We start from the raw sequence: 13,114 nt of genomic DNA, 5'->3' as shown, positions 1-13,114 counted from the left end.
AGCAGGTGTGCCATGCGGTGTCCGCTCGCGCAGTCCGGCCAGTCGGCGGGTTGTGTCCAGGCGGGCCAGCCGCCGGCCTTCGTCGCGATGAGGTGGGAGCCGGCCGGCCGCGGGGAGCCGTCCGCCGGTGACGGGAGACGGCATGCGCCGGGCGGGCACCGCGCCCGGGACGATCTCGGTGTGGTTGCGCGGGTCGGACCCGTACGTCCAGTGCCCCTCCTGCGCGCAGTACGGCCACGGCTCGTCCGCGGACCACAGCGGTGTGCCGCCCAGCGAGCTCTCCCGCTCGCCGGGGTCGCCGGGTTCCGGGTTGAGGAGGGTGGCGACCCGGGCGAGGTCCGCGTACTCCGACCGTGCGTGCCGTGGCGTGGGGTGGATTACGGGGAGGGTGGGGAGTGACGTAGGGTGCCGTCGGTCATGGCCCGTTGGGGCACTCACTTCTTGCAGGGGGACGGTCATGGGCGGCGCCGCGCGCATGGGGCACACGCCGTTGCCGGGGATCGGTGTGCGGTACGACCTGGCCACGCGGGAGGGGCGGCGGCTGTCGGTGATCGCGCATCTCGACGGGTCCCGGACGCTGAACACCTACCGCACGGACGACCCGGACGCCACCGCGCTGTCGCTGCGGATGACCGCCGAGGAGGCGGGGGCGGTCATAGACGCCGTGATGCCCGCCCACCACAGCCCGAACCTGCTGGCGACGGCCGAACTGGGCCTGGTCGCCGAGCGGGTCGAGCTGCCGGCGGGGTCGCCGTGGAACGGGCGGCTGCTCGGGGAGACCCGGATGCGCACGGAGACCGGTGTGTCGGTGGTCGCCGTGCTGCGCCGGACCGAGGCGATCCCGTCTCCGGGGCCGGACTTCCGGCTGGCCGGCGGTGACACCCTGATCGTGATCGGCACCCGTGAGGGTGTCGGGGTGGCCGCCGGGATCCTCGACCCGAGGTGACGCGCCGGGCCCGGCCGGTGTCCGGGGCGGTCAGGCGTGGGCGTGGGCGGTGTCCTGCGAGCGGTCCGTGTCCGCGGGAGCGGCGGGGTCCGCCGGGGGTGCGGCCGGGCCGCGGGTGAGGCGGCGGGCCAGGGGCTCGGTCCAGCGGGCGGTGAGCGGGCCGATCACGACCAGGAGCAGCACGTACGCCGTGGCCAGGGGGCCGATGCGGGGCTCGACGCCGACGGCGAGGCCCGCGATGACGATGGAGAACTCGCCGCGCGCGACCAGGGTGCCGCCCGCGCGCCAGCGGCCCGCGCCCCGGATTCCGGCGCGGCGTGCCGCGTACCAGCCGGTGGCGATCTTCGTGAGCGCGGTGACGACGGCGAGGAGCAGGGCCGGCAGGAGGACGGGCGGGATGTCGGCGGGGTCGGTGGACAGGCCGAAGAAGACGAAGAAGACGGCGGCGAACAGGTCCCGCAGCGGGGTGAGGAGGCTGCTCGCGCCCTCGGCGACCTCGCCGGACAGGGCGATGCCGACGAGGAACGCGCCGACGGCGGCGGAGACCTGCAGTTCCTGGGCGAGTCCGGCGACCAGGAGGGTCAGGCCGAGGACGACCAGCAGCAGCATCTCGGCGTTGTCGGAGGAGACGGCCCGGCTGATCAGCCGGCCGTGGCGCAGGGCGAGGTAGAGGACCGCGCCGACGGTGCCCAGCGAGATCAGCAGGGTGACGGAGCCGCCGGCCAGGCCGGCGCCGGCCAGCAGGGCGGTGAGGATCGGCAGGTAGACGGCCATGGCGAGGTCTTCGATGACGAGGACGCCGAGCACCACGGGGGTTTCGCGGTTGCCGAGCCGGCGCAGGTCGCCGAGGACCTTGGCGATGACGCCGGAGGAGGAGATCCAGGTGACGCCGGCCAGCGCGACGGCGGCGACCGGGCCCCAGCCGAGGATCAGTGCCGCCACGGCGCCGGGCACCGCGTTGAGGACGAAGTCGACGGCGCCGGAGGGGTATTGGGTCTTGAGGTTGGTGACCAGTTCCGAGGCGCTGTACTCCAGGCCGAGCAGGAGCAGCAGCAGGATGACGCCGATCTCGGCGCCGGTGGCGGTGAACTCCTCGCTGGCTTGCAGGGGGAGGATGCCGCCGTGGCCGAAGGCGAGTCCGGCCAGGAGGTAGAGGGGGATGGGCGAGAAGCCCATGCGTCCGGCGAGGCGGCCCAGCAGGCCCAGGGCGAGAATGATCGCGCCGAGTTCGATGAGCATGGCGGCGGTGTTGTGCACGGGCGTCGGTCCTCCGGTTCGGTGACGGCGGCGTCAGTGCCTGGGGATGGCGAGAGGTGACTGCGGGGCGTGGCTGCGGGCGGCAGCGGCAGAAGTGGGCGGCGCCGCGGCGGCGCCCCGGCGGGCGGGGCCGGGTCGGCGGAGCGGCGGCCCGTGTTCAGACAGGGGGCACCCAGCGGCGGGTGCGGGCCGGGATCAGGCGCCGGTGAGGGCGGTACCCGGTTCGGGCACGCTGTCGCGGGCGGCGTTGTCGATGCGTACGGGCCGGTGCATGTCACGTCGGCGCATGTCACGTTCCCCTCGTCGCATCCGAGATCCGCTTCTCACGAACTGAGCGCATGGCCGCTCAATGGAGCGTCAGGACTCGGTTAAGAAGTTTACCGTACGACGAAATACTTATACATCGCATGCGCATCGTTATCGGGGGAAAAACGCACGGTCGGCGGTGGTGCGACGCCCCGTTCAGCCGTCACTCATGCTCGGAGCCCCCTGCTCACCGAGCCACCGGGCCAGTTTCCCCTGACGGCCGATGGCGCGCAGTCGGCGTTCCGCAGCCTCGCGGGTCAGGGGGGTGGTGATGAGCAGGAGTTCGTCGCCGGCGCGCAGCACGGTCTCCCGGTCGGGGACCAGGGTGGTGCCGTCCCGGACGATCAGGGTGACGACGGTCGGCGGCGGCAGGCGCAGTTCGAAGACGGCGACGCCGTGCAGCCGGGAGTCCGGCGGGATGGTGACGGTGAGCAGGTCGGCGTCCAGGACGTCGAGGGGCGCGGTCTCCACCTGGATCTCGCGCAGCGCCCCCGTACGGACCAGCCCCAGGCGCCGGGCCACGGCGGGCAGGGTCGGGCCCTGGATCAGGGTGAACATGATGACGAGGACGAACACGATGTTGAGCACGTCGCGGGCCCCGTCGACCCCCGCGACGATGGGGAACGTGGTGAGCACGATCGGCACCGCGCCGCGCAGGCCCGCCCAGGAGATGAACGTCTGCTCGCGCCAGGGGATCCGGAACGGCAGCAGGCACAGCACGACGGAGATCGGGCGGGCGACGAGCAGCAGCACCGATCCGATGACGAGGGCCGGGATGATCGCGGAGGTCAGTTCGCTGGGGTCGACCAGCAGGCCGAGCATGACGAAGAGGCCGATCTGGGCCAGCCAGCCGACGCCTTCGGCGAAGGACCGGGTGGCGGCGCGGTGCGGCAGCTGGGCGTTGCCGAGCACCAGGCCGGACAGGTAGGCGGCGATGATGCCGCTGGCGTTGACCGCTCCGGCGGCGGCGAAGGCGATGATGCCGAAGCCGACCGTGGCCAGCGGGTAGAGCCCGGTGGCGGGCAGGGCGATGTGGCGCAGCGCGGTGACGCCCAGGAGTCCGATCAGTACGCCCAGGGTGCCGCCGACCGTGAGCTGGAAGAGCAGGTTGCCCACGAGGGGGCCGGGGCTCGGCAGGTCCGCGGTGGCGGTGGAGAAGACGAGGACCAGGATGATGGTCGGGGCGTCGTTGAAGCCGGACTCCGCCTCCACCAGTCCGCGCAGTTTCTCCGGCATCGGCAGCGCGCGCAGGACGGCGAACACGGCGGCGGCGTCGGTGGAGGAGACGATCGCCGCGAGCAGCAGCGCCAGCTGCCATTCCATGCCGAGCAGGAAGTGCGCGCCGGTCGCCGTCACCGCGACCGAGAGGGCCACGCCCATGGTGGCGAGGACGCCGGCGGGGGCCAGCTGGCGCCGGACGTCCTCCCAGCGGGTGCTCAGGCCTCCCTCGACGAGGATCAGCCCCAGGGCCGCGGTCCCCAGGGCCTGCGCGAGCTGGGCGTCGTCGAACTCCAGGCCGAGCCCGTCCTCGCCGGCGATCACGCCGACCGCGAGGAACAGAAGCAGGCTCGGCAGACCGACGCGGTGGGCGGTGCGGGCGGCGGCGATGCTGGCCAGCAGGACGGCGCCGCCGATCAGCAGCGTCACGTACAGCTCGGACAGGGTCATCGCACGGTCCCCGTGCCGTTCGTGTCCCCGCGGTCAGGAACCGCGCGGCGGCCGGTCGCGGCGGTGCCGTGTCCCGCGGTGCGGGTCGAACATCTCCCCGGCGACACCGGCCAGGACCAGCCCGGCGGCGATGAGCAGCCCGTGGGCCAGGGCGATGCCGGTACCCAGCACGGCCAGCGCGACGGCGAGCAGCAGCCAGGCCCGGGCGTACCGGTACTCGCGGGGCCGGCAGGGGCGGCCGTGTCCGAGGCCGTGGGCGAACCGTGGGTCCTCGTGGTGCAGACGGGCCGAGATCTCGTGGAGCCGTTCGTCATCGGGTCCGTCCATGGCCCTCTTCTCGGCCGCCACCTCGCGGCAGGGCGCGGCGGGAAGGCGTCGGCGCGGTCTCCGGTGTGATCCATCTGCTCTCCTCTCGCATCCCGTGCCTCACGATCACACCAGGACGAAGTAGCGCAGCCACACATACGCGGCCGCGACGGTGACGGTGACCGCGGTGACGATCAGTCCGTACCGGCTGAACTGCCAGAACGAGATGTGGTGGCCCTCGCGTTCGGCGATGCCGATGACCACGACGTTGGCCGAGGAGGCGATGATCGTGGCGTTGCCGCCGAGGTCCGCGCCCAGCGCGAAGGCCCACCACAGCATCCCCGCCTCGTCGGCTCCGCCGGAGGAGGCCACGATCTCGCTGACGATCGGGCTCACCGACGCCACGAAGGGGATGTTGTCGATGATCGCGGAGGGCACCACGGAGCCGAAGACCAGCGCCATGGCGGTCCCCAGCAGGTTGCCGCCGGTGGCCTCGGCCGCCATCTCCCCCAGGTCGCCGATGACGCCGGTCTGCACCATCGCGCCGACCATGACGAACAGTCCGGTGAAGAACGCCAGCGTCTCCCACTCGACGTCCTTGACCACGTCACCGGGGCTGAGCCGGGAGACCGCGAGCAGCAGCAGGCCGCCGCTGACGGCCACCACCGACGGCTCCAGGTGGAGCACGGTGTGCAGGACGAAGCACGTCATCACGGCGAGGATCACCACACCGCTGACGGCGAGCAGCCGGGCGTCCTTGATGGCGTCCTTGGGGTCCAGCTCCATGACGGACGCGGCCCGTTCGGGGTCGTAGCGGAACGCCTTGCGGAACAACACCCGGCTCATCAGGACGAACACGATCATCAGGACGACGACGATCGGCGTCATGTGGATCAGGAAGTCGTTGAAGGACAGGTCGGCGCGGGAGCCGATCATGATGTTGGGCGGGTCGCCGATGAGAGTCGCGGCGCCGCCGATGTTGCAGGCCATCACCTCGGCGACGAGGAACGGCACCACGGGCACGCCGAGCCGGCGGCAGACCAGGATCGTCACCGGTGCGATCAGCAGCACGGTGGTGACGTTGTCCAGCCACGCGGAGAGGAAGCCCGTCGCCACGACCAGCAGCACCATCAGCCGGTACGGTCTTCCGCGCGCCCGGCGGGCCGCCCAGATGGCGATGTACTCGAAGACGCCGGTGCGTTTCACCACGGCGACGATCAGCATCATGCCGAGCAGCAGGAAGATGACGTTCCAGTCGATGCCGGCGTCCTCGGAGAAGAACGCGTGCTCGGCGTCGGTCGCCCCGATGAGCAGCATCACCACCGCGCCGCCCAGCGCGGCGGCGACCCGGTGCACCCACTCCGTCGCGATCAGCACGTAGACGGCGGCGAAGACGGCCACCGCCAGCCACGCCGTGAGGCTCACCGCGCACCGCGCGGTGCGGATCCCACCCTTCCGGCGGTTCGGGACGAGTGTTCCCACGAGGCCGCCGAACGGCACAGCAGCAGCACCGACGGGGCCGGGACGGTCACTGCGTCGGTGTGGCCGGGTCGCTGCGTCACCGCGTGCATCAGGGCGCGGGCTCCTCTCATGATCCGGCAGCCCGCGCGGTCCGCTCCGTGAGCGGTACCTGATGTGCGGAACGTGTGGGGGCAGGCCGGGGAGTGTGTTGATCACACCCTCGCCCGGGGGCGGAATCGCGGACCATCGGGGACGGCACCCAAATGGTGTGGGGGTCCGACCCGCACGGATGCCGTGGAACGTGGGTGTTGTCCCCGATGGCCGCTCAGGGGGCGGCGGCCGCCCGCTGGGCCGGCGGGCGCCGTGCCGGCGGCCGGTTCAGGCCACGGTGAGGACGGTCTTGCCGCGGGCGTGTCCCCGTTCGACGTGGCGCACGCCCTCGGCGGCGTCGGCCAGCGGGAGGGTCCGGCCGATCACCGGGGTGAGGCGGCCGGATCCGATGAGAGCGGTGACGGCGAGCAGGTCGTCCCGGGCGGGGCCGGAGGGGACCGCCGGGAGGATCACCCGGAGATTCTGCCGGGTGACGGTATTGAGGGCGGCCACGCGCAGCGCCGTGCCCATCGCCCCGAGCACCCGGCCGGGCGTGCCGCCCCCGTTGGCCACCAGGGTGCCGGCCGGAGCGAGCACCCGGCGCAGCCGGGACGGCGGGTGGTTGCCGACGTTGTCGAGGATGACGTCGTAGTGACCGGGCCGCCCTTCGGTGCAGTCCTCGCGGGTGTGGTCGACGACGTGGGCGGCGCCCAGTGACCGCACCAGGCCGGTGCTGCCCGTACCGCACACGCCGGTGACCTCGGCGTCGAGGGCCGCGGCGAGCTGCACGGCGAACGTGCCCACGCCACCGCCGGCCCCGTTGACCAGGACCCGCTGTCCCGCCCGGACCCGGCCCACGGTCCGCAGGCCGCGCAGGGCGGTCACCGCCGCCACGGGGACGGCGGCCGCCTGCTCGAAGGAGAGGCCCGCGGGCTTGGCCACCAGCAGGTCCGGGGTGGTGAGCGCGTACTCGGCGAACGACCCGGGGCAGAAGCCCAGCACCTCGTCGCCGGGCCGGAGTCCGCGCACGCCGGCGCCGACCGCCGCCACCTCGCCGGCCGCGTCGAGGCCGGCCACCCGGGACTTCGGACGGGTCAGCCCCATGCCCGGGGTCAGCCGCGCCGCGTACGGGTCGCCGCGCAGCATGTGCCAGTCGTACGGGTTGACCGCGGCGGCGCGCACCCGCACCAGTACCTGACCCGGGCCGGGTCGGGGGCGGTCGATGTCCGCCGGCCGCAGGCTGTCCGGCGGCCCGAAACGGTCCTGAACGATTGCCTTCATCGGGTCTCCCTCGCGTGTCCTGTCGGCGGCTCCCGGCGGGTGTACGCCGTACACCACCCAGGATGGGTGTACGCCGTACACCCGACAAGGGGGAGGACGACGATCCCGGCAAGTGGGAGATGACGATTCCGGCGGGCGGTGGTCGGCGCTTCCCGGCGGGCGGGAGCCGGCGGGTCCGGTGAGAGGGACGGCAGGGGGCGCCGCGGGTCAGCTCGCGGAGCGCAGGCGCTCCAGGCCGTCCAGGGTCAGGTCCAGCGCGAACTCGAACTCGAACTGGTCGTCGCAGCCCGGTCCGACGACGGACTCCCGGTCGTGGGCGACCGCCATGGCCAGCTCCGTGATGTGCGGATAGCGCGCCGCCATCTCCTCGGGCGGCAGCGCGTCGGGGTCCGGCTCGCGCCCGGAGGCGTCCTCGAACAGCTCCTGGGAGAAGCCCAGCACCCGGCTGCCCATGACATGCATCGCGTGATGCACCAGCTCGACCGGGAACCCCCCGGCGCGGAGGATCCCGATCATCGAGTCCAGATACGCCAGCACCGCGGGCGTCGGGGCGGTCCGGGCCTTCAGCCGCGCCTCGATGACCCCGGCCGCCCACGGGTGACGCAGCAGCATGCGGCGGGCCGACAGCACCCGCAGCCGCACGGCGGACTTCCAGTCGGCGCCCACGGCCGGCGGGTCGATCTCCGCGACGACGAGGTCGATCATGCCGTCCAGCAGCTCGTCCTTGTTCGCGACGTGCTTGTACAGCGCCATGGGGACGACGCCGAGCCCCTGCGCGATCTTCCGCATGCTCAGCGCGTCGGCGCCGCCCGCGTCGGCGAGGGCGACGGCCGCGGACAGGATCCGCTGCCTGCTCAGGGGCGCGCGCCGGTGGAGGGTGTCGGCCTGCCCGGACATCCCCGCCCTCCCTCTCCCGCGCCCCGGTCCGCCGGGTGCACGACGTCCGCCCGCGGTGTGGGCGCCATGCTAGTTCCCGGACGCGCCGGCCGGAGACGCCCGCTCCCGGAACGGCACGGGCCGGGCGGGCCCGCCGCCGGTCACGCTGGCGGCCGCTCCCGTCGTCTGGTGTGGTGGTGGTTCGGGGAACCGCGGCCCGGGAAGGATCCACGACATGATCATTTTTGGCACCAAGGGGTATCTGCACCAGCTCGCGATACTCACGCTGGTGTGCGCGCAGTGCGGGAACCCCTCCGCGCACACGCTCAGGAAACGGGTCACGAAGTTCACCCTGTTCTTCGTGCCGCTGTTCCCCGTCTCGACGAAGTACGCCACGCAGTGCACCTTCTGCGGCGCCGAACAGAAGGTGACCGAGGAACAGGCCGAGCAGCTCCAGGCCCAGTCCCTCGGCGGCGGACAGGAATACGGGCAGCGGCAACAGCAGCAGCCGTACCGGCCCTAGCCGGCGCGACGCCGACCCCTGCCGGGGCCGCCGGAGCCGCCGGGGCTCCGCCGACGGGCCCCGGTCCACGTGTGTTCACGTGACACCTGGAACCACGCGCCGCGATGAGGCAGTCTCTTGACCCGTGGTGAGTCTGCTTCCCAACCCCGCCCCGCCCGGTGACCCCTCCGCGCACATGGTGGTGTGCGGGGACGACGGGCTCGCGCACCGGCTCGCCGCCGAACTCCGCGGTGTCTACCGCGAGCAGGTGACCCTCGTCGTCCCGCCCGCGGGACGCTCCGTGCGCCGGCCGGTGGCCGGACGGGCCCGGGCGGCCTCCGCGGCCCTGCTCGACCGGGTCGTGACCGCGGTCAACAACCGGGGCAACGGCGGCTCCGACGACACCCTGGCCCCCGGCGAGCGGATCGTGGAGGCCGCCGAGCCGACCGAGGCCGCACTCGCCGAGGCGGGCGTGGACCGGGCCGCCGCGCTGGCGCTGGTGTACGACGACGACGAGACCAACATCCGGGCCGCGCTGAACGCCCGCCGGCTCAACCCCCGGCTGCGGCTCGTGCTGCGGCTCTACAACCGGCGGCTCGGCCAGCACATCGAGGAACTACTGGACCAGGCAGCCGAGTTGGCGGGCGACACGGCTCCGGGACGGGGCCACGCCGGGGCCGACATCTCCACCACCGTGCTGTCCGACTCCGACACGGCCGCGCCCGCGCTGGTCGCCACCGCGCTCGTCGGCACGAGCAAGGTCGTCGACGCGGAAGGACTGCTGCTGCGGGCCGTGGAACGCCGGCCCCCGGCGCCCGGCGAAGTGGCCTCCCCCGGGCTGTGCACCCTGGCGCTGCTCTCCGCCACCAGCAACGACCCGGCCGGGGACGAGGGTTCGGAGGACAGCGGCGACCAGGGGCCGCGGCTGCTGCCCGACGCGGCGGAGGTGGCGGCGGCCACCGGGCGCGGGACGGTGGTGCTGGAGCAGCTGTCCTACTCCGGACCGCCGTTGCCCGCCCGGCGGGGCGGGCCGCCGTTCGCCTCGCTGTTCTCGCGGCGGCTGCGGTGGTCGCTCGCCGGACTGATCGCCGCGGTGGTCGCGCTCGCCGTCGCGCTGACGGTGGTGACCCGCGACAACCCGCTGCACGCCACCTACGTCACGCTGCTCGACCTGTTCGCCATCAACGAGCCCGCGCACAGCGAGTCCAAGGGGCGGCAGATCCTGCAACTGCTGTCCATGGGCGTCGGACTGCTGCTGCTGCCGGTGCTGCTGGCGGCCGTGCTGGAGGCGCTGGGGACGTTCCGTACGGCGTCGTCCCTGCGGAAGCCGCCGCGCGGGCTGAGCGGGCACGTGGTGCTGCTCGGACTGGGCAAGATCGGCACGCGGGTGCTGACGCGGCTGCGGGAACTGCACATCCCGGTGGTGTGCGTCGAGGCGGACCCGGAGGCACGGGGGATGGCCACCGCACGGCGGTTACGCGTGCCGGTGGTGGTCGGGGACGTGACGCAGGAGGGCGTACTGGAGGCCGCGAAGATCCACCGCGCGGACGCGCTGCTCGCGCTGACCAGCGAGGACACGACGAACCTGGAAGCGGTGCTGTACGCACGGTCGGTACGGCCGGACCTGCGGGCGGTGCTGCGGCTGTACGACGACGACTTCGCGAAGGCGGTCTACCGGACGCTGCGGACGGCGCACCCGGGTGCGCTGACACGGAGCCGGAGCGTCTCGCACCTGGCGGCGCCCGCGTTCGCCGGGGCGATGATGGGACGGCAGATCCTGGGCGCGATACCGGTGGAGCGGCGGGTGCTGCTGTTCGCGGCGGTGGTCGTCGGCGGGCATCCGCAGCTGGAGGGGCGGACGGTCGGGGAGGCGTTCCGGGCCGGGGCCTGGCGGGTGCTGGCGCTCGACACGGCGTCCGCCTCCGGCGGTGGGAGCCGCTGGCCGGAGGTGCCGGGGGCGGGGCTGGTGTGGGACCTGCCGGACACGTACGTGCTGCGGGCCGGGGACCGGGTGGTGCTGGCGGCGACCCGGCGGGGGCTGGCGGAGTTGCTGGGCCGGCGCCGGGGGGCGGGAGCGGCGGGACGCTGATCCGGCGCGGGTGGGGCGGGGTGAGTTCAGTCGCCCCTGCCGGCGGTGCCGTACGACCGGACGTTGATCCGACGCCGGGGCCGGGCGGGGGGCGGGTTCGCTCGCCCGCGCCGGCGGGGGGCACCCCCCGGCCCGCAGCCGCGGGAGCTGCGGGCCGGGGGGTGTGGCTACGCCGGGAGGTGTCTGGCGGCGAAGTCGAGCTCCAGGCGGATCTGCTTGATGCGTTCGTCGACGACCAGGGAGCCGTGGCCCGCGTCGTAGCGGTAGACCTCGTGGACCGCCTCGCGTGACTCCAGGCGCTTGACGTAGTTCTCGATCTGCTGGATGGGACAGCGCGGGTCGTTCACGCCGGCCGAGATGTAGACCGGGGCCTTGACCCGGTCGACGTAGGTGATGGGGGAGGACGCCTCGAAGCGTTCGGGGACCTCCTCCGGCGTGCCGCCGAGCAGCGTGCGGTCCATCGCCTTCAGCGCCTCCATCTCGTCGTGGTAGGCCGTGACGTAGTCGGCGACCGGGACCGCCGCGATGCCCAGCGCCCACGCGTCCGGCTGCGTGCCGAGACCGAGCAGCGTGAGGTAGCCGCCCCAGGAGCCGCCGGTGAGGATCAGCCGGGCGGGGTCCGCCAGGCCGGAGTCGACCGCCCACGCGCGGACCGCCTCGATGTCCTCCAGCTCGATCAGGCCCACCCGGTGCTTCAGGGCGTCGGTCCAGGCGCGCCCGTAGCCGGTGGAACCCCGGTAGTTGACGCGGACCACCGCGTAGCCGTGGTCGACCCAGGCCGCCGGGCCCGCCGCGAAGGAGTCGCTGTCGTGCCAGGTGGGGCCGCCGTGGATGTCGAAGACCGTGGGGAGCGGGCCGGTCGCGCCGGCCGGCTTCTGGACGAGCGCGTGGATGCGGCCGCCGGGCCCCTCCACCCACACGTCCTCCACCGGCACCGAACCGGGCGACTTCATCCCGGGCGGGTCGAGGACCACTCCGCCCGCCGTGGACCGCACCACCGGCGGCTGCGCCGCCGACGACCACAGGTACTCCACGCTGCCGTCGGGGCGGACCGTCGCACCCGAGACGGCGCCGCGCGGGGTGGGCATCTCCACCAGTCGGCGCTCGGCCAGGTCGTAGCGGAACAGCTCGCCGCGCGCCTCGAAGCCGTGCGCGATGAGCAGCCCCGTGCCGTCCGGGTACCACTCGGCGCTGACGTCGCCGGGCAGTTCCAGCGCGAGGTCGCTCTCCTCCCCCGTCGCCACGTCCCACACCAGGGGCTCCCAGCGGCCGCGCCGCTGATGCCCGATGAGCAGCCGGGTGTCGCCCTCCACCGGGGCGAAGCCCAGCACCTCCAGGCCCAGCTCCTTCGTGCCGCCCTCGGTGTCGTCGAGCTCGGCGACCGTCGTGCCGTCGGGGCGCATCACCCGCAGCGCGGAGTGCATGGCGTCCCCGTGCTCGGTGTGCTCCACGGCGATCAGCGAACCGTCGTAGGAGAGGTCGCCGACGCCCGCCGACTCACGGTGCCGGTACAGCTCCACCGGCGCCTCGCCGGTGCGGACCAGGTGGATCGTCGTCCCGTCCTCGTCCGTGGAACGGCCCACGACCGCCGTACGGCCGTCCCGGCCGAGCGCGAGACCGGCGGGGTAGGACGGGTCCAGGCCCGGGGCCGCCGGCTCGTCCTCGCCGCCCGTGAACCGCTGCCGCCGCCAGACGCCGAACTCGTCGCCGTCCTTGTCGTCGAACCACCAGATCCACTCGCCGTCCGGCGAGAGCACGCCGTCCGTCGTGCCGTTGGGCCGGTGCGTCACCTGACGCTGATCACCCGTCGAGCGGTCCCACGCGTACAGCTCGTAGGTCCCCGTGGCGTTCGACACGAACAGGGAGCGGTCGGGGGCGTCCTCGGCCCAGTCGGGCAAGGAGACCCGGGGCGCCCGGAAGCGCTTCTCCCAGTCGGGCATCCCCTCGCCCTGTCCGGCTCGATCGGTCTGGTGGTCCGCCCGGCCCGGCGCGTCGGACCCGTTGCTCTCAGTCATGACCCCATCTTGCCCGTCCGCGGGGCATTCCACCGACACGGTCCCCAGCCCTGTGGACAACCTCCACCGGATCCGTCACCGCCCCCGCACCCACCCGCGTCGGCGGGCCCCCCGTCCAAGGGCCGGGGCCGCCCGCCCCGGCCCGTGGACGTCGTCGCCGGGCCGGGTCAGGTGGTCACCCGGCCGCGGTGTCAGGAGGACACCCGGCTGCGGTTCACGGCCGGTGCGCGGAAGACGGACGCCCTCTCCTCCTTCGCCGCCGACGCCTCCGGGCTCGTCCGGCGATCACCGGCGATCACCGGCTTCCGGCCCGAGCC

Annotated in this window: 10 protein-coding genes; 3 read left to right on the top strand and 7 right to left on the bottom strand. The window is 73.7% G+C overall.

Features of this window, described 5'->3' with window-relative positions:
* Window positions 1-475 precede the first annotated feature (475 nt).
* Window positions 476-946, top strand: a complete 471-nt coding sequence (locus IE172_RS08045) for a cation:proton antiporter regulatory subunit (RefSeq protein WP_190096513.1) — start codon at window positions 476-478, stop codon at window positions 944-946.
* Window positions 947-976: 30 nt separating this feature from the next.
* Here the strand turns inward: IE172_RS08045 and IE172_RS08040 are convergent, their stop codons facing one another.
* The 6 genes from IE172_RS08040 to IE172_RS08015 all read right to left on the bottom strand — a co-directional run bounded on the left by IE172_RS08040 (window position 977) and on the right by IE172_RS08015 (window position 8,212).
* Window positions 977-2,203 (bottom strand): cation:proton antiporter, encoded by a 1,227-nt coding sequence (locus tag IE172_RS08040; protein ID WP_190096386.1) that lies wholly within the window; start codon window positions 2,201-2,203, stop codon window positions 977-979.
* Between the two features lie 462 nt (window positions 2,204-2,665).
* Window positions 2,666-4,177 carry a potassium/proton antiporter gene (locus tag IE172_RS08035; RefSeq protein WP_190096385.1) on the bottom strand — a complete coding sequence of 504 codons (1,512 nt, stop codon included), beginning with the start codon at window positions 4,175-4,177 and terminating at the stop codon, window positions 2,666-2,668.
* Between the two features lie 33 nt (window positions 4,178-4,210).
* Window positions 4,211-4,504: a DUF3040 domain-containing protein gene (locus tag IE172_RS08030; RefSeq protein ID WP_190096384.1), complete on the bottom strand. Its 294-nt coding sequence runs from the start codon at window positions 4,502-4,504 to the stop codon at window positions 4,211-4,213.
* Window positions 4,505-4,609: 105 nt separating this feature from the next.
* Window positions 4,610-5,908, bottom strand: coding sequence for an ArsB/NhaD family transporter (locus IE172_RS08025; RefSeq protein ID WP_190096383.1), 1,299 nt, complete (start codon window positions 5,906-5,908; stop codon window positions 4,610-4,612).
* Between the two features lie 414 nt (window positions 5,909-6,322).
* A complete protein-coding gene (locus IE172_RS08020) occupies window positions 6,323-7,315 on the bottom strand; it encodes an NAD(P)-dependent alcohol dehydrogenase (protein ID WP_190096382.1) in 993 nt (330 codons plus the stop codon).
* Window positions 7,316-7,522: 207 nt separating this feature from the next.
* On the bottom strand, window positions 7,523-8,212 hold the full coding sequence (locus IE172_RS08015; RefSeq protein WP_190096381.1) for a TetR/AcrR family transcriptional regulator: 690 nt from the start codon (window positions 8,210-8,212) through the stop codon (window positions 7,523-7,525).
* Window positions 8,213-8,426: 214 nt separating this feature from the next.
* Between IE172_RS08015 and IE172_RS08010 the strand changes: the two genes are divergently transcribed.
* Window positions 8,427-8,714, top strand: coding sequence for a zinc-ribbon domain-containing protein (locus IE172_RS08010; RefSeq protein ID WP_190096380.1), 288 nt, complete (start codon window positions 8,427-8,429; stop codon window positions 8,712-8,714).
* A 175-nt stretch (window positions 8,715-8,889) separates the two neighbouring features.
* The gene (locus tag IE172_RS08005) at window positions 8,890-10,782 is read left to right on the top strand and encodes an NAD(P)-binding protein (RefSeq protein WP_190096512.1); all 1,893 of its coding nucleotides are present in this window, start codon (window positions 8,890-8,892) and stop codon (window positions 10,780-10,782) included.
* A gap of 167 nt (window positions 10,783-10,949) precedes the next feature.
* On the opposite strand, the gene IE172_RS08000 is transcribed toward IE172_RS08005, so the two are convergent.
* A complete protein-coding gene (locus IE172_RS08000; RefSeq protein ID WP_190096379.1) occupies window positions 10,950-12,797 on the bottom strand; it encodes a S9 family peptidase in 1,848 nt (615 codons plus the stop codon).
* Window positions 12,798-13,114: the final 317 nt, after the last annotated feature.

It is taken from the genome of Streptomyces griseoflavus (assembly GCF_014649995.1).
GTDB classification, from domain to species: Bacteria; Actinomycetota; Actinomycetes; order Streptomycetales; family Streptomycetaceae; genus Streptomyces; species Streptomyces griseoflavus.
This window is presented reverse-complemented; position numbering and strand designations above follow the sequence as displayed.

Bases quoted from the DNA above. Each gene is read 5' to 3' on its own strand.
- IE172_RS08045 (WP_190096513.1), top strand. From the start codon at position 476: ATGGGGCACACGCCGTTGCCGGGGATCGGTGTGCGGTACGACCTGGCC.
- IE172_RS08035 (WP_190096385.1), bottom strand. From the start codon at position 4,177: ATGACCCTGTCCGAGCTGTACGTGACGCTGCTGATCGGCGGCGCCGTC.
- IE172_RS08030 (WP_190096384.1), bottom strand. From the start codon at position 4,504: ATGGACGGACCCGATGACGAACGGCTCCACGAGATCTCGGCCCGTCTG.
- IE172_RS08020 (WP_190096382.1), bottom strand. From the start codon at position 7,315: ATGAAGGCAATCGTTCAGGACCGTTTCGGGCCGCCGGACAGCCTGCGG.
- IE172_RS08015 (WP_190096381.1), bottom strand. From the start codon at position 8,212: ATGTCCGGGCAGGCCGACACCCTCCACCGGCGCGCGCCCCTGAGCAGG.
- IE172_RS08010 (WP_190096380.1), top strand. From the start codon at position 8,427: ATGATCATTTTTGGCACCAAGGGGTATCTGCACCAGCTCGCGATACTC.
- IE172_RS08005 (WP_190096512.1), top strand. From the start codon at position 8,890: ATGGTGGTGTGCGGGGACGACGGGCTCGCGCACCGGCTCGCCGCCGAA.
- IE172_RS08000 (WP_190096379.1), bottom strand. From the start codon at position 12,797: ATGACTGAGAGCAACGGGTCCGACGCGCCGGGCCGGGCGGACCACCAG.